The following is a 19,572-nucleotide window of genomic DNA, read 5'->3' on the forward strand; positions in this document are numbered from 1 at the left end:
GATGCTGCCGGCGAGTTCGCTGCTGGACACGCCGGCCGCGTCGCTCAACGACCCGGACTGGGCTGCTGCCGCGCGCGACGCGCTGCAGCAGGCCGATACGCGCCTGTACCGCCGCTTCGACCAGGGCGACAACATCGAGCGCCTGCTGGCCTTGCGCGCGCGCGCGGCCGATCACCTGATCCGCCATGCGTGGCAGCGCTGCCTGCCGGCCGACAGTGGCCTGTCGCTGTTTGCGGTCGGTGGCTATGGGCGCGGTGAACTGTTCCCGCGCTCGGACATCGACCTGCTGGTGTTCGGCGATCCGCAGGCGCAGCTGGCCCATGAGGAAGCGCTCGCGCGCCTGTTCGCGCTGCTGTGGGATTGCGGCCTGGCGGTCAGCCACGCGGTGCGTTCGGGCGGGCAGTGCAGCGAGGCTGCGGCCGACCAGACCGTGCTGACGGCGTTGATCGAAGCGCGCCCGCTGATGGCCGATGAGGCGGCGCGGCGTGCGCTGCGTGCGGCAGTGGATGACCGCGAACTGTGGCCGCCGCGTGCGTTCTTCCTGGCCAAGCTGGAGGAACTGCGCAACCGCCACCAGCGTTTCGGCGACACCGCCGACAACCTGGAGCCGGACCTGAAGGATGGCCCCGGCGGCCTGCGCGATCTCAACACGCTGGGCTGGATGGCGCTGCGTGCGTTTGGCGTGCGCGATCTGGAAGCGCTGGTCGGCCTGGGCCACTTGGGCGCTGACGAGGCCGCGGCGCTGAAGCGCGAACGTGCGGTGCTGGCGCGACTGCGCTTCGGCCTGCACCTGGTGGCGCGACGCCCGGAAGAGCGCCTGCGCTTCGATTACCAGAAGACCCTGGCCGCGCGCCTGGGCTTTGAAGACGACGCCGAGAGCCTGGGCGTCGAGAAGATGATGCAGGGCTTCTACCGCGCCGCTTCGGTGGTGCGGCGGATCAGTGATCGTCTCCTGCAGCGTTTCGAGGAACAGTTCGATGGCGAGGCACAGCCTGAGCCGCTGACCGTGGGGTTCGCGCTGCGCCGTGGCTATCTGGCGGCCAACGATGCCGACTGGCCGAATGCTGACATCGGCCAGGTCTTCGCGCTGTTCGCCAGCTGGGCGAACAATCCGCAGATCCGTGGCCTGCATTCGTTGACTGCGCGCGCGCTGGCCGAATCGCTGCCGTTGCTGCCTGCCTATGACCAGGCAGACCCTGATGCGCGCGAACAGTTCATGGCCCTGCTGCGTGGCCAGCGCCCGGTCGACACGCTTTCGCGCATGGCGCGGCTGGGCGTGCTCGGGCAGTGGATTCCCGCATTCGCCCAGGTCAGCGGGCGCATGCAGTTCGACCTGTTCCATGTCTACACCGTCGACCAGCACACGCTGATGGTCCTGCGCAACATGGGGCTGTTCGCCAGCAGTCGCGCCGATGAACGTTTCTCCATAGCCCACGAAGTCTGGCCGCGCCTGCGCAAGCCCGAACTGCTGCTGCTGGCCGGCCTGTTCCACGACATCGCCAAGGGGCGCGGCGGCGATCATTCCGAACTGGGCGCGGTCGATGCACGGGCGTTCTGCCACGCGCAGGGACTGAGTGGTTCGGATACCGAACTGGTGGCCTGGCTGGTCGAACAGCACCTGTGGATGTCGGTGACCGCGCAGAAGCAGGACATCGCCGATGCGGACGTGATCCATCGCTTCGCGACCCTGGTCGGCAGCCGCGACCGCCTGGATTACCTCTATCTGCTGACCTGCGCCGACATCGCCGGCACCAGCCCGAAGTTGTGGAACGCGTGGAAGGACCGGCTGCTGGCCGATCTGTATTTCGCTACCCGCCGCGCGCTGCGCGAGGGCCTGGAGCATCCGGTGCCGGCCGCCGAGCGCGTGGCCGAAGCGCGCGACAGCGTGCGTGCGCTGGTGCGCGAGCAGGGCTACGACGATGCCACCATCGACCGCCAGTTCGCGGTGATGCCTGACGAAGGTTTCATCCGCCTGCGCCCGGAACAGTTGGCCTGGCAGGCTGCCGCACTGGTACCGATCAAGCAGGGCCAGACGCTGGTGAAGGTACGCCGGATCAGCGTTGACGACCCGGCGCTGGAAGTGTTCGTGCACTCGCCGGACCGTGATGGCCTGTTTGCCGCGATCGTGATGACCCTGGACCGCAAGGGTTACGGCATCCACCGCGCACGCGTGCTGGATGGTCCGTCCGAGACGATTTTCGATAATTTTGAAGTCAGCCCGGCCGATACGTTTGCCGATGGCAGCAGCGCCAACCTGGAAGCTGCACTGCGCGAGGCGCTCAGTGGCGACCTTGCGCGGCTGCGTCCCTCGCGCCGGGTGGTGCCACGCCAGCTGCGCCACTTCCGTTTCGCCCCACGCATCGAGTTCCGCGATGAACCCGGCGCGACCCGCTTTGCCCTGGTCGCGCCCGACCGCCCCGGCCTGCTGGCCGACGTGGCGTTCGTGCTGCGCAACCAGGGACTGCGCGTGCAGGACGCGCGCATTGCCACATTCGGCGAACGCGCCGAAGACACCTTCGTGATCAGTGACGAACACGACCTCCCCCTGACTGAATCCGCCCGGCAGCAGCTGCATGACGCAATGCTGGCCTGCCTGGACCCTGATCGAAACGCCGGAGACCCCGCCTGATGGCCACCAAGCCTGCAAAGAAGACTGCCGCGACTGCCAAGAGCGCTGCGGCCAGAAAGACTACTGCCGCTGCCCCGGCTGCGAAGAAAGCGGCACAACAGCCGAAGGCGGGCCAGACCGCAGCGGTGAAGAAGACCGCCGTGCCGAAACAGGCTGCAGCGAAGAAGGCGCCGGCAAAGAAGGTCCCGGCCAAGACCGCTGAAGCTGCGCGCGCCGAGAACATCGCACGCAAGTCGCTGCGCAAGCCGGCCGGGCCGGGCGTGGAAGAACTGAAGTTCGGCATCGAAAGCGCCTTCGAGCGCCGCGCCACGCTGACCCTGCACGAACTGGAAGGCTCGACCCGGCCGCTGGTCAACCGCGTGATCGATGGCCTGGAAAGCGGCGAGTTCCGCGTCGCCGAACCCGATGGCCATGGTGGCTGGAAGGTCAACGAATGGCTGAAGAAGGCGGTGCTGCTGTATTTCCGCGTCAACGACATGGCCGTGGTCGATGCGCGCCCGGCACCGTTCTGGGACAAGGTCGAATCGCGCTTTGCCGGCTATGACGAGGCGAAGTTCCGCCGTGGCGGCGTGCGCGTGGTGCCGGGTGCGATCGCCCGTCGCGGCACGTATTTCGGCAAGGACGTGGTGCTGATGCCGAGCTTCACCAACATCGGTGCCTACGTCGGCGAAGGCACCATGGTCGACACCTGGGCCACCGTCGGTTCCTGCGCGCAGATCGGCCAGCACTGCCACCTGTCCGGTGGTGCCGGCATCGGTGGCGTGCTCGAGCCGCTGCAGGCCAGCCCGACCATCATCGAAGACCATTGCTTCATCGGCGCGCGTTCGGAAGTGGTGGAAGGCGTGGTCGTCGGCCATCACAGCGTGATCGGCATGGGCGTGTTCCTCAGCCAGAGCACCCGCATCTACAACCGCGCCACCGGCGAAATCAGCTACGGCTACATTCCGCCGTACAGCGTGGTGGTGTCCGGCTCGCTGCCGAGCAAGGACGGTACCCACTCGCTGTACTGCGCGGTGATCGTCAAGCAGGTCGATGCCCGCACCCGCAGCAAGACCAGCGTCAACGACCTGCTGCGCGGCCTGGCCGACTGACGGGGCCGCACGCATGAGCACCACCGTCTACGGTCTGAAGAACTGCGATACCTGCAAGAAGGCGACCAAGTGGCTGGACCGCTTCGGCGTGCCGTACACCTTCGTCGACTACCGCGACAACAAACCCAGCCCGGAAACGCTGCTGGAATGGGCCGCCCAGCTGGGTGGCCTGGCGGCGATGGTCAACCGGTCCTCCACCACCTGGCGGCAGCTGCCGGACAACCGCAAGGCCGCCGATTCGGAGGCGGAATGGAAGCTGCTGCTGCGCGAGTACCCGCAGTTGATCAAGCGGCCGCTGGTGGTGACTGCCGACGGCAAGGTCAGCCAGGGTTTCAGCGACAACGGTTTCAAGGCGCGCTTCGGCGTGGGCGGCGCGTGAGCGCCGTCCTCGACCTGGCCTGCGATCTGATTGCACGGCCGTCGGTGACCCCGGACGATGCCGGTTGCCAGGAACTGATCGGCCAGCGTCTGCAGGCGGCCGGTTTCACCTGTGAGCACCTGCGGCTGGGCGAGGTCGACAACCTGTGGGCCACGCACGGCAGCGGCGCGCCGGTGCTGGTCCTGCTGGGCCATACCGACGTGGTGCCGCCGGGCCCGCGCGAGGCGTGGCAGAGCGATCCGTTCGCGCCACAGATCCGCGATGGCGTGCTGTACGGTCGCGGCACCGCCGACATGAAAGGCAGCGTGGCCGCGTTCGTGATCGCTGCCGAACAGTTCGTTGCGGCCCATCCGCAGCACACCGGTACGCTGGCGGTGCTGCTGACCAGCGATGAGGAAGGCGATGCGATCGATGGTGTGCGCCATGTCGCGCGGCTGTTCGCCGAGCGTGGCCAGCGCATCGACTGGTGCATCACCGGCGAGCCGTCCTCCACCGCCACGCTGGGTGACCTGCTGCGCGTGGGACGTCGCGGCAGCCTGTCGGCCAAGCTGCGCGTGCAGGGCGTGCAGGGCCACGTGGCCTACCCGGACAAGGCGCGCAATCCGATTCATCTTGCCGCGCCCATGCTGGCCGAACTGAGCGCACGGCGCTGGGACCAGGGCTATGAGAGCTTCCCGTCGACCAGCCTGCAGATCTCCAACATCCATGCCGGCACCGGTGCCAACAACGTGATTCCCGGTGAGCTGGAGGTGGATTTCAACATCCGCTACAACCCGCACTGGGATGCAGCGAAGCTGGAAGCGGACATCACCGCGCTGCTGGACCGCCATGGCCTGCAGTACACGCTGAAGTGGCACCGCAGTGGCGAGCCGTTCTACACCCCGGAAGGTACGTTGCGTGCAGCGGCGCGCGCGGTGCTGGCCGAGCACACCGGTCGCGCACCGGAAGAGAGCACCGGTGGTGGCACCTCCGATGCGCGCTTCATCGCACCCCTGGGCGCGCAATGCATCGAAGTCGGCCCGGTCAACGCCAGCATCCACCAGGTGGATGAGAACGTGCGCGTGGACGAGCTGGAAGCACTGCCGGGGCTGTACCAGCGACTGGTGGAGCGGTTGCTGGTGTGATCCGCGTCGCCGGGCATGGCACGGCGCTACCGGGGTGAGCGTGCGGTTGCTGGTGTGATCCGCGTCGCCGGGCATGGCCCGGCGCCACCGGGGTGAGCGTGCGGATGATCGTGGGTAGCGCCGGGCCATGCCCGGCGAGCGCAGCGGCGCGCGTTACTCCGAAAAACTGAAGAACGGCGGTTCGACCGCTTTTTTCCAGTAGCTCGGCGCCGCCATGTAGAACTGCTGTGCTTCCGCCTTGGCAAACCAGGCGGCAGCAGCGTCAGGGTTCTTGTCCACGCCCGGCGCACTGCGGCCCAGCAGCAGCCCGGCGAAGTACTGGCCGAACACATTGCCCTTCTCGCCGGCGCGCTGGTACAGCTGAAGCGCACGCGCCGGATCGCGCGGCAGTCCCACGCCCTTCTCCAGCAGCGCGCCCAGGTCCACCTGCGCTTCGGCATCGCCGCGCTCGGCGCGACGCTGGATCTGCGCAACCAGCGGATGCACGCTGTCGCCCTGCGCGGCCACCGCATCCGGCAGTCGCGACGATGAACTCGGGTAGCGCTGGTAGATCATTCCGCGCAGGTCCCAGCGCAGCGCCTGTTGCGCGTCGCCACGCTGGCGATAGGCCTTGGCGAGTTCGTAGAACGCATAGGGATTGCCGTGATAGGCCGCCGCCAGATAGGCGCGTTCGCCACGCCGCCAGGACGCGCGCAGCACCGGCGCAGGATTGATGTGGGGGCTGTCGGCATACCGCAGCGTGCCGGAGATCCAGATCCGGCCCAGTGCTTTTTCCGCCTTGGTGTTGTGGAAGGTCCAGGGGGTGACCGCTGCGGCACGCTCGTAATAGGCGATGGCGCGCGGATCGTTGAAGCGCTCGAAGGTTTCCGCGGTATCAAAGGCTCCCTCGAAGCTGCCGTCGGTTCCGCGTTGTTCCAGGCTCTGCTGCTGAGCCGGCGGAAGGAGCGAGGGTGGGGGCAGGGTCTGGCAGGCGGCCAGGCCCAGGCAGATCAGGGCGGCCAGAGCCGCGTTGCGTCCGTTGCGGTGTTGCATTTCCATTGCACGTTTCACGGCGGGCCATTATGCGCTCTGCGGAGTGGTTGCCAACGCAACGGTTGCGCCGTGCCGGAAAGCGGGGTAGGGTCGGTGCCATGTCGATCCGCCTGGCCACCGCCGTCAACAACACCAACCGCAATAATCTGCGTGCGAATAATCGTGCGCGGCCGATGCGGGACTGCGCCCTGGGTAGATAGACAGCAACATACGCCCGGACACCAGAAAACCCGCATCGGCCGATGCGGGTTTTTTTTGTGCCCGGGCGCAGCCCCACCCGGGCCTGGATGGCCGGTCGAACACCCTCCCCCCGTGTACTTCCCCACAACAGGAGTTCCACCCATGTGTTCGATCTTCGGTATTTTCGGCCTGCAGGCCGGTGACGATCTTCCTTCCCTGCGCCGCCATGCGCTGGAGCTGTCGCAGCGCCAGCGTCATCGTGGCCCGGACTGGAGCGGTGTGTACCTGGACGAGGGCGCGCTGCTGGTGCACGAGCGCCTGGCCATCGTCGATCCGGCAGGCGGCTCGCAGCCGCTGCTGTCCGAAGACGGGCAGCTGGCGCTGGCGGTCAACGGTGAGATCTACAACCACCAGCAGCTCAAGGCCGGACTTGCCCAGGCCTATTCCTTCCAGACCGGCTCGGACTGCGAGGTGATCAACGCGTTGTACCGCCAGGGCGGGTCGCCGGCGCAGTGGCTGGAGCAGCTCAACGGCATCTTCGCTTTTGCGTTATGGGATCGCAGTGCGGGCCGTGTACTGATCGCGCGCGACCCGGTCGGCGTGGTGCCGCTGTACTGGGGCCATGATGCGCAGGGGCGGTTGCGCGTCGCCTCTGAAATGAAGGCGTTGGTCGATACCTGTGCCGACGTTGCCCAGTTCCCGCCCGGCCACTACTACGACAGCGCCAGCGGTGAGCTGGTGCGCTACTACCAGCAGCCGTGGCGCGAGTACGACGACGTGCAGGGCCGCTCGGCCGATCTCGCCGAGCTGCGCCAGGCCTTCGAACATGCGGTCGAACGCCAGTTGATGAGTGACGTGCCGTACGGCGTGCTGCTGTCGGGCGGGCTGGATTCGTCGCTGGTTGCCGCCGTGGCAGCACGTTATGCGCGTCGTCGCATCGAAGATGGCGGGCAGAGCGAAGCGTGGTGGCCGCGCCTGCATTCGTTCGCCATCGGCCTGAAGGGCTCGCCGGATCTGGCCGCTGCTGCGGTGGCCGCCGAAGCACTGGGCACGGTCCACCACGGCTTCGAATACACCTTCGAAGAAGGCCTGGACGTGCTGCCGGAGGTGATCCGCCATATTGAAACCTACGACGTCACCACCATCCGCGCCTCCACGCCGATGTTCCTGCTGGCGCGCCGGATCAAGGCGATGGGGGTGAAGATGGTGCTGTCCGGCGAAGGCAGCGACGAGATCTTCGGCGGCTATCTGTACTTCCACAAGGCGCCGGACGCGCGCGAATTCCACCAGGAACTGGTGCGCAAGCTCGATGCCCTGCACAACTACGATTGCCTGCGCGCCAACAAGTCGATGATGGCCTGGGGCGTGGAGCCGCGCGTGCCGTTCCTGGACCGCGAGTTCCTCGACGTGGCGATGCGATTCGATGCCGCGCACAAGATGGTCGGCGCCGGTTTTGGTGGTCGCCGCATCGAGAAGGCGGTACTGCGCGAAGCCTTCCAGGGCTACCTGCCGGACAGCATCCTGTGGCGGCAGAAGGAGCAGTTCAGCGATGGCGTCGGCTATGGCTGGATCGATGGCCTGAAGGCGCACGCCGAAGCACAGGTCAGCGACCGCGTGTTGGCTGCAGCCGACAAGCGCTTCCCGCACAACCCGCCGCAGACCAAGGAGGCGTACTACTACCGTCACCTGTTCGAGCAGTTCTTCCCCAGCCATGCGGCGGCTGAAACCGTGCCGGGCGGCAAGTCGATCGCCTGTTCCTCGCCGGCAGCGATCGCCTGGGATGCCAGCTTCGCCGCCGCCGCCGACCCATCGGGCCGCGCCATCGCCGGCGTGCACGAGCAAGCGTTGGCCTGATCGGCCGCGCCGAGCGGCAGCCACACGGGTAGCGCCGGGCCATGCCCGGCGAGCCCTGCAGCGCATGGGCGGCGAGGGACGTATCATCAGCCCCCTGCACATTGGGGAATGTTCATGGACGTACAGACCGGAGGTCCCGTGAGGCCGACGAAGTGGGCTTTGCGCTACCTGGTGTGGGCCGGCGTGCCGCTGCTGGTCGGCCTGCTGCTGGCGCGCTATGCGGGGCCCGGGCTGCCGACGGTGGCCAGCAAGGCCGAAGCCGTGGTCGGCAGTGACTGGGCACATCACCTGGCCTCGCCGCTCGGCCTGTTCCTGCTGCAGCTGCTGGTGCTGCTGCTGGTCGCCAAGGGCGCCGGTGCGCTGTTGAAGCGTTTCGGCCAGCCGGCCGTGATCGGCGAGATGGCCGCCGGCCTGATGATGGGGCCGCTGTTGCTGGGCAGCCTGCTGCCGCAGGTGCACGGTGCACTGTTCCCGGCTGCTTCGCTCGGGCCGCTGGGCATGCTCAGCCAGCTGGGTGTGCTGATGTTCCTGCTGGTGGCCGGTGCCGAGCTTGATCTGGGCGCGCTGCGTGGGCGCCGTCGATTCGCCTTCACCGTCAGCCACGCAGGCATCGCGGTGCCGTTCGTGCTTGGTGTGGTCCTGGCCATCTGGCTGTACCCGCAGCATGGCCCGCAGGGCGTGGGTTTCACCGCGTTCGCGCTGTTCGTCGGTATTTCGATGAGCATCACCGCTTTCCCGGTGCTGCTGCGCATCCTCGCTGATCGCGGCATCACCCACACACCGCTGGGGCAGACCGCCATCGCCTGCGCGGCGCTGGGCGATGCGACCGCGTGGTGCCTGCTGGCGCTGATCGTGGCGGCAGCGCAGGCCACCGGCTGGTTGCCGGCCAGCCTCAACCTGCTGTGCGTGGTGGCGTTCATCGCGCTGATGCTGGGACTGGTGAAGCCGTGGTTCGCCCGCCAGACCATCGCGCCGGGTCGCGAAGGGCGCTGGCTGCTGGGCATCCTGCTGCTGTCGCTGGCCAGTGCGCTGGTCACCGAAGTGCTCGGCATCCATGCGCTGTTCGGCGCCTTCGCAGCAGGCGTGGCGGTGTCGTCCAACGCGCAGCTGCGGCACCTGCTGGTGGCCAGGGTCGAACCGTTCGCGGTGACGCTGCTGCTGCCGCTGTTCTTCGCCATGACCGGCCTGCGCATGCGCGCCGACGCGTTGCAGACCAGTGACATCGCGTTGTGCGTGGTGGTGATCGCCGTGGCCACGGTGGGCAAGCTGCTGGGCACCTGGAGTGCGGCGCGCAGTACCGGCATGGCCTCGCGCGAAGCGTGGCGACTGGGTGCGCTGATGAATACCCGCGGGTTGATGGAGCTGATCGTGCTCAACCTCGGCTACGAGCTGGGCCTGCTGGGCGACCGCCTGTTTGCGGTGCTGGTGATCATGGCACTGGTGACGACCGCGATGACCGGGCCGCTGTTGAACCTGATCGAGCGCCGCAAGGCCTGACCCGGTGAATCCCGCCGGGCATGGCCCGGCGCTACCATATCGTTCGGATCCACTGTGCGCGGGCTCGTTGCTCTGGTAGCGCCGGGCCATGCCCGGCGAGCAATTACCTGGCCGGTAGCAGCGTCAACGTGTGCTGCGCCTTGCCGGGAAGGAACGGGGTGGGGCGGCCATGCACCCAGTCCTCATGTCCGGCGCCCCAGTACGGCGACAGCGGATGGCCGCTCTGCCCACCCGGCATGTGCACGATGCCATCGGCCTCGTGTCCGGGCGAGACCACCATGCGCTGCGAGGCGCCGAACGCTGGCGTCTGTACACGCGGCATGTCACGGTCGCCGGGCAGGGGATCGGCCGGCATGCACAACCAGCGGCTGGCGAAGGCGGGCAGGGCGCGCGCGACCGGATGGCAGATCGCTGCGGTATTGCGCTCGCCCCAGCTGCGGTGCGCCAGCGGCCCCTGCGCGGACAGCTCCGCTTCGGTACGGCGCGCCGCATCGGCCAGCAGCGCATCCCAGTTCGTGTACGCGGGCGGCAGCAGGTTGGCCGGGCGCTGCTGCAGCATCGGCCAGGCCACGCCTTCCAGCTGCGCCAGTCGCGGTGCCAGGAAATCCTCGCCCAGCGGTGCCCGGGCCGGTGCCAGCAGCGCATCGGTCAACGTGTCGAGTACCTGTGTGCGGAACTCGCGCACCACCCGGTAGCTGACCGAATCGATCGCGGCGCGTCCGTCCCAATGGCTGCTGGCCGTGCCCAACCGCTTCAGTGCCGGATCGTCGCTGTGCTCGACCACCTGGTGCAGCAGCACCCACCAGCGCTGCAGGAACACCGCGCGGTCGTCGAGCTGGATCGCCAGCAGGTCGTGCTCGTCGAAATGCTCCTGCGTGGCCAGCAGGTCGCGGATCTGCCGTCCGCGCGCGCCGAGGTCGTAGCCGCCATTGCCGACCGTGGCCAGCGTCGCCTCGTCCACCACGCGGCTGTTGGCCGTCCACAGCCGATGCGAGGCGGGGTCGACCAGGCTCGGCGCGGCGTCGCTGCGGATCGGCCACGGCGCGCAGCCAGGGTTGCGGTGATTGTCATTGAAGCCCAGCGGTGTACAGCCCGGGCCACGGTCAGGCCGCGCGCCGATCAGGCGCCACGCGATACGCCCGCTGCGGTCGCCGAGCACCAGGTTCTGCGCGGGAATGCCGGCATGGTCGGCAATCTGCAGGGCCTGGTCCAGATCGGCGGCCCGTGCCATGTCGGCGAAGTCCATGCGCACCGCGCCCGGCAACTGCGCGACCCAGCGCAAGGCGTCGCCGCTGCCATCGGCGTGGGTGTGCAGGATCGGTCCCCACGCGGTCTCGCGTACCGGGAAACGCACGTCGGCACCGCCGGCAACGACGATCCGTTCCTCGTGCACGGTCACTGCAGCGTCCGCTGGCTCGGTGCGGAAGTCGGCAGTGTCGATGTAGCTGTTGGTGAAGCCCCAGGCCACGTGGCCGTTGCTGCCGACAATCACCGCCGGCACGCCCGGCAGCGAGAATCCGCTGACGTCGACCTGGCCACCCGCGGCCTGTGGATCGGGGTAGCGCAGGCGCACACGGAACCACAGGCTGGGAGCGCGCAGGCCCAGGTGCATGTCGTCGGCGACGATCGCACGGCCATCGGCGGTCAGCGCGCCGGCCACGGCGAAATTGTTGCTGCCGACCGCGTCGGCATCCTCGGCAGCCGCGCCGGTCGCGGCCTTCAGCGTGCGCAGGTCCAGCTGGCTGGCATCAGGCAGGGGGGCGTTGCCACGGGCAGCGCCGGCCAGCGGCGCATCCCACTCGCTGCCGTCGTTTGCCAGCAGCGCATACAGTGCTGGCGGCACCACCGCGCGGATGCGCTCCAGGGCCAGTTCGGACTGGTTGCTGGGGTCCTGCAGGTCGGCGTACATGGCCAGGCCTGCCAGCACGCTGTCGCTGGCCTGCCACGGTTGGGGCGCCTGCCGCAGCAGCAGGTAGGCCCATGGCCGTACCGCCAGGCTGCCCAGGCCCTGGTTGACCCCGTCCACATAGGCGCGCACGGCCGCAGGGTCGCTGCCCAGTGCGTCCTGCAGATGGGCCTCGGTGCGCGCGCGCAGGCGGTGTACGCGCATGCGCTTGTCGGCTTCGATCGCCTTCGCCCCGAACAGGGCGGACAGTTCACCTGCGGCACTGCGCCGCATCAGGTCCATTTCGAAATAACGTTCCTGCGCGTGAACACGGCCGAGCGCCCGCAGGGCATCAGTCTTGTTGCCGGCGGTGATGGTGACCACCCCCAGCGCATCGCGCTCCACGGTGACCTTGGTGGCCAGCCCGGGCAACGGGCGCTCGCCGTCCAGTTCGGCCAGGCTGCCGCGCAGCAGCAACCACAGGACCAGCACCGCGAGCAGCACGATTGCCACCAGCACACCCAGAATCCACCGCCACGTACGACGCATTGCAGGTCCTTTCCGAGCAGGTCGGCCGATTGTAGCCGCAGGCGCAACTGCGACTGATTCCGATTAGATCACCGTATTTCCAGATGGGGCACCATGGGCGCCATCGATTCACAGGAGCTCCCCCCATGAAAGGCAACCCGGACGTCATCGCCTGCCTGAAGGAACTGCTGCGCGGCGAACTCGCCGCCCGCGACCAGTACTTCATCCACTCCCGCCGCTACGAGGACCAGGGCCTGTTCGCGCTGTACGAACGCCTGAACCACGAGATGGAGGAAGAGACCCAGCATGCCGACGCGCTGCTGCGCCGGATCCTGTTCCTGGGCGGCGACCCGGACATGCGCCCGCATGCCACCGAGCCCGGCAAGACCGTGGAGGAGATGCTGCGCAAGGACCTGGACACCGAATACGCGGTGCGCAACAACCTCGCCGCCGGCATGAAGCTGTGCGAGGAGAAGGGCGACTACGTGAGCCGCGACATGCTGCTGGCGCAGTTGAAGGACACCGAGGAAGACCACGCCTGGTGGCTGGAGCAGCAGCTGGGCCTGATCAAGCGCATCGGCCTGGAGCTGTACCAGCTGAGCAAGATCGACGGCAGCGGCGCCCCGGCGCACTGACCACGATTGTCGTAGCGCCGGGTCATGCCCGGCTCTACCAGGAGCGCAAAGCAACGTCGCCCGCCAGCACCGGAGCACCGCCAGCCAGCCTTCGCCCGCCAGCTGCTCCACCGCCCGCCAGCCGACAAACAAAGAAGCCGGGGAATGCCCCGGCTTTTTTGTGTCTGATGCTCCGATCCCGGTAGCGCCGGGCCATGCCCGGCGGGTTCCCGGTTGCCGGGCAAGGCGTGTCAACCAAGGTTGACACCTACCGTCACTCGACCGACAACCCTTCCACCTTCTGCCAGCCACGCGGCAGCAGATGGCCACGGGTGGCGCGTGCGCCCAGATAGGCGTCGAGTTCGTTGAACTTCAGGCCCATGGTGCGCTGGCCACTGCGGACCTGCAGGGTCTGGCCGGGGCTGATTGCCACGATGGCGACCACGCGTTCGGTGGCGAGCTTGGCCTTGGGGATCTCGATGATCTTGTTGCCCTTGCCCTTGTCCAGTTCCGGCAGGTCGTTGGCGGCGATCGCCAGCAGGTTGCCCGAACTGGTCACCGCGACGATGCGGTCGGTAGCGACGTTGGCCACCACCGATGGGGTCAGTACCGACGAGCCCGCCGACAGGTTCAGCATCGCCTTGCCGGCCTTGTTGCGACCGATCAGGTTCTCGAAGCGGGTGACGAAACCATAGCCGTGGGTCGAGGCCAGCACGAAGCGCGTATCCGGTTCGGCGCTGGCCAGGGTCACGAAGCTGGTGCCCGCAGCTGGCGAGAAGCGGCCGGTCAGCGGCTCACCGTTGCCGCGTGCCGAGGGCAGGGTATGCACCGGCGTGGAGTAGGCGCGGCCTTCGCTGTCCAGGAACGCGACCTGCTGGGTGCTGCGCGCACGCACTGCACCCTGCAGCGCATCGCCATCGCGGTAGGACAGGGTCGAGGCATCGATGTCGTGGCCCTTGGCGGCGCGGATCCAGCCCTTCTCGGACATCACCACCGTCATCGGCTCGCTCGGCACCAGCTCGGTCTCGTCGATGGCCTGCGCGGCCTGGCGCTGCACCAGCGGCGAGCGGCGCTCGTCGCCGAACTTCTTCGCATCGGCCTGCAGCTCGTCGCGGATCAGCTTCTTCAGTTTGGCCTTGCTGTCGAGGATGCTGAGGATCTTGTCGCGCTCCTTGGCCAGTTCGTCCTGCTCGCCGCGGATCTTCATTTCTTCCAGGCGGGCCAGCTGCTTCAGCTTGGTTTCCAGGATGTACTCGGCCTGGTCTTCGGACAGGCCGAAGCGTGCGATCAGCGCCGCCTTCGGTTCGTCCTCGGTACGGATGATGTGGATCACCTCGTCCAGGTTGAGGAACGCCACCAGCAGGCCTTCCAACAGGTGCAGGCGACGCTCGACCTTCTGCAGGCGGTGCTGCAGGCGGCGGGTGACGGTGCTGCTGCGGAATGCCAGCCATTCGCTGAGCAGCGTCTTCAGGTTCTTCACCTGCGGACGGCCGTCCAGCCCGATCACGTTGAGGTTGACGCGGTAGCTGCGCTCCATGTCGGTGGTGGCGAACAGGTGGCCCATCAACTGCTCGGCGTCGACGCGGTTCGAGCGCGGCACCAGCACCACGCGCACCGGGTTGGCGTGGTCGGACTCATCGCGGATGTCTTCCAGCCACGGCAGCTTCTTGGCGCGCATCTGCGCGGCGATCTGCTCGATCACCTTCGACGGCGACACCTGGAACGGCAACGCGGTGACCACCACGTTGTGCGCTTCCTTGATGTAGGTGGCACGCGCACGCACGCTGCCGTTGCCGGTCTCGTACATGTTCCGCAGGTCGTTGGCCGGGGTGATGATCTCGGCGTTGGACGGATAATCCGGACCCTTCACGTGCTCGCACAGGTCGCGCACGCTGGCATCCGGATCGTCCAGCAGGTGCAGCAGCGCGCTGACGATCTCGTTGAGGTTGTGCGGCGGCACATCGGTGGCCATGCCCACGGCGATGCCGGTGGTGCCGTTCAGCAGCAGATGCGGCAGGCGTGCCGGCATCCAGGTCGGTTCCTGCAGGGTGCCGTCGAAGTTCGGTGCCCAGTCGGTGGTGCCCTGGCCCAGTTCGCCCAGCAGTACTTCGGCGATCGGGGTCAGCTTGGATTCGGTGTAACGCATCGCCGCGAACGACTTCGGATCGTCGCTGGAACCGAAGTTGCCCTGGCCTTCGATCAGCGGATAACGGTACGAGAACGGCTGTGCCATCAGCACCAGCGCTTCGTAGCACGCGCTGTCGCCATGCGGGTGGTATTTACCGATGACGTCACCGACGGTGCGCGCGGACTTCTTCGGCTTGGACGCGGCATTCAGGCCCAGCTCGCTCATCGAATAGATGATGCGGCGCTGCACGGGCTTCAGGCCGTCGCCAATGAACGGCAGGGCGCGATCCAGGACCACGTACATCGAGTAGTCGAGGTAGGCGCGTTCGGCGTACTCGCGCAGCGGCAGTTGTTCGAAACCGTGGAACACGGGGCGGGCAAGATCGGTCATGCGGCGTTGTTACCTATGTCGGGAGGCGGTGACGGCGGTCGCCGCTCTCAATCCAGTGATTATCCGGATGCGGCGGGGGATGCCAAGCCGCGTGCAGGGTCAAGGCCCGGTTCCAGGCCGTGGCCGGCCCGTGCCAGGTAGCGTCCGGGCGGTAGCCCGAAGTGTCGCCGGAACACGGTGACGAAGGCGCTGGCGCTGCTGAAGCCCAGTGAGTGGGCGATGTCAGCCACGCTGCGACCCTCGCTGAGCTGCCGCAGCGCCTCGGCCAACCGCGCCTGCTGGCGCCATTGCGCGAAGCTGAGGGTGGTCTCGTCGCGGAAATGGCGGGTCAGGCTGCGCGGCGACAGGCCGGCCCAATGCGCCCACTGCGCCAGGCCGCGCTCGTCGGCCGGGTCGGCCAGCAGCTGCGAGGCGATCTTCAGCAGGCGCCGGTCGCGCGGCATCGGCAGGTGCATGCGCTGGCGCGGCGCGGTGCGTATCTCGTCCAGCAGCACGTTGATGATGTGCTGCCGTTCGCTGGTGCTTTCGTAGTCCTGCGGCCAGTCACAGATGCGTTCGGCCACTGCCTGCGCCAACCGCGAGATGCCCAGCACGCATGGGTCGGCGGGCAGTTCGGCGCACAGCGGTGCGGCCAGCACCATGCCCCAGCCGCGCAGGGGGCCATCGATGTGGACCGTATGCGGCTCGGCCGGCGGCATCCAGCCCGCCGAGCCTGGCGCCAGCGACCAGGTGCCATGCGAGGTGCGGGTGGTCAGCAGGCCGCGTTCGACGCAGATCAGCTGCGCGCGGACGTGGTGATGCCAGTCCACTTCGCGGGCCAGCCCCTGCGGGCTGTCGAAGCGGAAGGCGATGACCGGCGGGCCGTCATTGCGCTCGAACCAGTCCAGTGCTTCTTCGCGCAGCAGGGTGGCAGGGCCGGGTTCGCCCGCCTTCAGGTGGGCCGGGGGTGGCTTGAATGTGACATTCATTGGCTGGATTGTACTACCGGGCCAGTTGGGGGCGCCATTAAGGTGGCGCCTTCACCTGATCCAGCCCACTGCTGCAACACAGCATTTGATGCCAGATCGAATATTTCCATTGAGAAATATTTTTTTTGGAAGAGAATGCTCCCCCATGATCTGTCCTGCAACCACTCCCCCCAGCTTCGGCCTGCTGCTGCGCCAGGTGCGCGACGGCCTGGTCCGCCAGCTCGACGCGTCCATGGCCGAAGAAGACCTCGGCATCGGCTTCACCCACTACATCGGGCTGAAGGTGCTCTCGAACATGGCGCCATGCACGGCCAACGAGCTGGCCCAGGCCATCGACCAGGTGCCCAGCGCGGTCACCCGCCTGCTGGACAAGCTGGAAGCGCTCGGTTGCGTGCGCCGTGAGCCGCATGCGCAGGACCGGCGTGCACTGCAGATCGTATTGACCGATGAAGGCCGCGCGCTGTGGGCGCGGTTGAAGCTGCGCGGCGACGCGGTGATGGATTACGCCCTGCGCGATCTGTCCGCCGACGAACGCACGCAGCTGCTGTCCCTCCTGACCCGAATCCGCGATTCCCTGACAACCCCATGAACCCGATCCCGCATCCCACTCTCCGCCGCGCCGGGCGCGCGCTGCTGGTTTCAGCGCTGGCCCTGGCCTTGGCCGCCTGCGCAAGCAGCCGTGGCCTTGACCCGCAGGGCCACGTGCTCGACGTGGACAGCCTGCACAGCGAACGTACCCTGGCCGACAGCGACCTGAGCGCCGCCGGCTTTCCTGCCCAGGACTGGTGGAAGGCACTGGGCGATGCGCAACTGGATGCGCTGATCGCCGAAGGCCTGGCCGGCCATCCGAGCCTGGACGCCGCCGACGCGCGCCTGCGCCAGGCACAGTCGCAGGTCGGCACCGCGCGCGCCGATCGCCTGCCCAGCCTCTCCGTGTCCGGTGGCTACACCGGCCTGCGCCTGCCCGAATCGATGGCTGGCGATGAAATCGGCGGCCACTACGCCGGCAGCAGCCAGATCGCGTTCGACTTCAGCTACGGCATCGACCTGTGGGGCGGCAAGCGCGCCGCCTGGGAGGCTGCCGTGGATGGCGCCCACGCCGCGACTGTCGAAGCCCAGGCCGCGCGCCTGAACCTGTCCACCGGCATCGCCCAGGCCTATACCGACCTGGCCTACGCCTGGCAGCTCAACGACGTGGCCGAAGAAGAACTGGCGCGCTCGCAGAAGTCGCTGCAGCTGACCCGGCAGCGTCGTAGTGCCGGCATCGACAGCGATCTGCAGGTGCGCCAGGCCGAAGCCCGCGTGCCGGCCGCACAGCAGCAGTTGCTGGCGGCGCAGCAGCGCATCGATGCCGGGCGCACGGCGCTGGCCGCGCTGGTCGGCAAGGGCCCGGACCGCGGCCTGTCGATCGAACGCCCGCGGGCGATGAACCCGCTGGCCCTGCAGCTGCCGGGCGTGGTGCCCAGTGAACTGCTCGGCCGTCGCCCCGACATCGTCGCCGCGCGCTGGCGGGTGGAAGCGGCCGACAAGCAGATCAAGGTCGCCAAGACCCGGTTCTACCCGAGCCTCAACCTGACCGCGCTGGCCGGCGTGGTCGCACCGAATGTCGGCGACCTGCTGCAGAGCAGTTCCAGCTTCGCCTACATCGGCCCGGCGCTGAGCCTGCCGATCTTCGAAGGCGGCAAGCTGCGGGCCAACCTGGCCAACACCGATGCGCAGTACGACCTGGCCGTGGCGAACTACAACCAGGCGGTGCTCGATGCACTGCGCGACGTGGCCGACCAGGTCAACGCGGTGCGCTCACTGGCGCAGCAGGCGCAGTCGCAGCAGCAGGCGGTGGATACCGCACGCGCTGCGTTCGACCTGGCCCAGCAGCGTTATCGCGCTGGCATCGGCAGCTACCTGGACGTGTTGACCGCGCAGTCCACCCTGCTGCAGTCGCAGCAGCAGCTGGCCGGCCTGCAGTCGCAGCAGCTGCAGACCTCGGTGCGCCTGAGCAAGGCGCTCGGCGGTGGTTTCCAGCCCAGTGACGCTGATGCCGCACCGCTTGCTTCCCATTCCGATTCCTCGCATTCCTGAAGACGCCTGCCATGAGCCAGACCCAAGACACTGCGGCCCCCGCCGCCCCCAACCGCCGCGGCAAGCTGTTGCGCGGCCTGTTCGTGATCGTCGTGCTGCTGCTGGCGGCACTGGCGCTGTGGTACTTCATGTTCGGCCGTTGGTTCGAAGAGACCGACGACGCCTACGTGCAGGGCAACCAGGTGCAGATCACCCCGCTGGTGGCCGGTACCGTGGTCGCCATCAACGCCGATGACGGCATGCGCGTGGAGCGCGGCCAGCTGCTGGTGCAGCTGGACCCGGCCGATACCTCGGTGGCCCTGCAGCAGGCCGAAGCCAACCTGGCCAAGACCGTGCGCCAGACCCGCGGCCTGTACCGCAGCGTCGAAGGTGCGCAGGCGGACTTGAACGCACGCCAGGTGACCCTGAAGCGCGTGCGTGACGACTTCGCACGCCGCAAGGACCTGGCCGCCACCGGCGCCATCTCCAACGAAGAACTGGCCCACGCCCGCGATGAGCTGGCAGCTGCCGAAGCGGCCGTGGCCGGTTCGCGCGAGACCGTCGAGCGCAACCGTGCACTGGTCGATGACACCGTGATCGCCACCCAGCCGGATGTGCAGGCTGCCGCCGCGCAGCTGCGCCAGGCCTTCCTCAACAATGCACGTTCGGGCATCGTCGCGCCGGTCACCGGCTATGTCGCCCGTCGTTCGGTGCAGGTCGGCCAGCGCGTGCAGCCGGGCAATGCGCTGATGGCGGTGGTGCCGACCGAGCAGATGTGGGTCGAAGCCAACTTCAAGGAAACCCAGCTGCGGCACATGCGCCTGGGCCAGGAAGTGGAGCTGAAGTCGGACCTGTATGCCGGCGACGTCAAGTACAAGGGCCGCATCGACAGCCTGGGCCTGGGCACCGGCTCGGCGTTCTCGCTGCTGCCGGCGCAGAACGCCAGCGGCAACTGGATCAAGATCGTGCAGCGCGTGCCGGTGCGCATCGCCATCGATGCCAAGCAGCTGGCCGAACACCCGCTGCGCATCGGCCTGTCGATGAAGGCCGAGGTGAGCCTGCGCGACCAGAAGGGCGAAGTGCTGCCGAGCGCAGCCGCCAAGGGCACGGTGTTCGACACCGACGTGTATGCCAAGCAGCTGCACGATGCCGATGAGGTGATCCACACGATCATCCAGGGCAACCTGCCGCAGCAGTCCAAGGCGAGCTGAGGTC

The 19,572-nt window shown here is 67.9% G+C and carries 14 protein-coding genes; 10 read left to right on the top strand and 4 right to left on the bottom strand.

Annotated elements, in window-relative coordinates:
- Position 1: 1 nt before the first annotated feature.
- From M2299_RS15070 to dapE, 4 genes are read left to right on the top strand one after another with little or no spacing between them, the layout of a single operon-like run.
- A complete protein-coding gene (locus M2299_RS15070) occupies positions 2 to 2,629 on the top strand; it encodes a [protein-PII] uridylyltransferase (RefSeq protein ID WP_280884597.1) in 2,628 nt (875 codons plus the stop codon).
- Positions 2,629 to 3,720 (top strand): 2,3,4,5-tetrahydropyridine-2,6-dicarboxylate N-succinyltransferase, encoded by a 1,092-nt coding sequence (dapD, locus tag M2299_RS15075; protein ID WP_100436024.1) that lies wholly within the window; start codon positions 2,629 to 2,631, stop codon positions 3,718 to 3,720. Before M2299_RS15070 ends, dapD begins: the two co-directional genes overlap by 1 nt.
- A gap of 13 nt (positions 3,721 to 3,733) precedes the next feature.
- Complete coding sequence (locus M2299_RS15080) at positions 3,734 to 4,099, top strand: arsenate reductase (RefSeq protein WP_025877641.1); 366 nt, start codon at positions 3,734 to 3,736, stop codon at positions 4,097 to 4,099.
- Positions 4,096 to 5,223: a succinyl-diaminopimelate desuccinylase gene (dapE, locus tag M2299_RS15085; protein WP_280884598.1), complete on the top strand. Its 1,128-nt coding sequence runs from the start codon at positions 4,096 to 4,098 to the stop codon at positions 5,221 to 5,223. The genes M2299_RS15080 and dapE overlap by 4 nt, the downstream gene beginning before the upstream one ends.
- A gap of 153 nt (positions 5,224 to 5,376) precedes the next feature.
- Here dapE and M2299_RS15090 read toward each other — a convergent pair whose 3' ends face one another.
- Positions 5,377 to 6,255, bottom strand: coding sequence for an SEL1-like repeat protein (locus M2299_RS15090; RefSeq protein ID WP_099842196.1), 879 nt, complete (start codon positions 6,253 to 6,255; stop codon positions 5,377 to 5,379).
- Between the two features lie 342 nt (positions 6,256 to 6,597).
- Between M2299_RS15090 and asnB the strand changes: the two genes are divergently transcribed.
- Both asnB and M2299_RS15100 read left to right on the top strand, forming a co-directional pair.
- Positions 6,598 to 8,289 (top strand): asparagine synthase B, encoded by a 1,692-nt coding sequence (asnB, locus tag M2299_RS15095; protein WP_280884599.1) that lies wholly within the window; start codon positions 6,598 to 6,600, stop codon positions 8,287 to 8,289.
- A 108-nt stretch (positions 8,290 to 8,397) separates the two neighbouring features.
- Positions 8,398 to 9,786, top strand: coding sequence for a cation:proton antiporter (locus M2299_RS15100; protein WP_080149327.1), 1,389 nt, complete (start codon positions 8,398 to 8,400; stop codon positions 9,784 to 9,786).
- Positions 9,787 to 9,889: 103 nt separating this feature from the next.
- On the opposite strand, the gene M2299_RS15105 is transcribed toward M2299_RS15100, so the two are convergent.
- Positions 9,890 to 12,220, bottom strand: a complete 2,331-nt coding sequence (locus M2299_RS15105; RefSeq protein ID WP_280884600.1) for a penicillin acylase family protein — start codon at positions 12,218 to 12,220, stop codon at positions 9,890 to 9,892.
- A gap of 125 nt (positions 12,221 to 12,345) precedes the next feature.
- Here M2299_RS15105 and bfr point away from each other — a divergent pair, with 125 nt between their 5' ends.
- Positions 12,346 to 12,834 (top strand): bacterioferritin, encoded by a 489-nt coding sequence (gene bfr, locus M2299_RS15110; protein WP_025877631.1) that lies wholly within the window; start codon positions 12,346 to 12,348, stop codon positions 12,832 to 12,834.
- A 253-nt stretch (positions 12,835 to 13,087) separates the two neighbouring features.
- Here the strand turns inward: bfr and parC are convergent, their stop codons facing one another.
- Together parC and M2299_RS15120 are read right to left on the bottom strand one after the other, a co-directional pair.
- Positions 13,088 to 15,331, bottom strand: coding sequence for a DNA topoisomerase IV subunit A (gene parC / locus M2299_RS15115; RefSeq protein WP_032975808.1), 2,244 nt, complete (start codon positions 15,329 to 15,331; stop codon positions 13,088 to 13,090).
- Positions 15,332 to 15,390: 59 nt separating this feature from the next.
- Entirely contained in the window at positions 15,391 to 16,299 is a 909-nt protein-coding gene (locus tag M2299_RS15120; protein WP_280884601.1) for a helix-turn-helix transcriptional regulator, read from the bottom strand.
- A gap of 145 nt (positions 16,300 to 16,444) precedes the next feature.
- On the opposite strand from M2299_RS15120, the gene emrR reads away from it, so the two are divergent.
- The 3 genes from emrR to emrA are packed head-to-tail and all read left to right on the top strand — an operon-like array spanning position 16,445 to position 19,568.
- Positions 16,445 to 16,888, top strand: a complete 444-nt coding sequence (gene emrR, locus M2299_RS15125; RefSeq protein WP_025877626.1) for a multidrug efflux system transcriptional regulator EmrR — start codon at positions 16,445 to 16,447, stop codon at positions 16,886 to 16,888.
- The gene (emrC, locus tag M2299_RS15130) at positions 16,885 to 18,378 is read left to right on the top strand and encodes a multidrug efflux transporter outer membrane subunit EmrC (RefSeq protein ID WP_280884602.1); all 1,494 of its coding nucleotides are present in this window, start codon (positions 16,885 to 16,887) and stop codon (positions 18,376 to 18,378) included. Before emrR ends, emrC begins: the two co-directional genes overlap by 4 nt.
- An 11-nt stretch (positions 18,379 to 18,389) precedes the next feature.
- Entirely contained in the window at positions 18,390 to 19,568 is a 1,179-nt protein-coding gene (gene emrA / locus M2299_RS15135; protein WP_099783412.1) for a multidrug efflux MFS transporter periplasmic adaptor subunit EmrA, read from the top strand.
- The last annotated feature ends 4 nt before the right edge of the window (positions 19,569 to 19,572 follow it).

It is taken from the genome of Stenotrophomonas sp. 1278 (assembly GCF_029892765.1).
GTDB lineage: Bacteria > Pseudomonadota > Gammaproteobacteria > Xanthomonadales > Xanthomonadaceae > Stenotrophomonas > Stenotrophomonas indicatrix.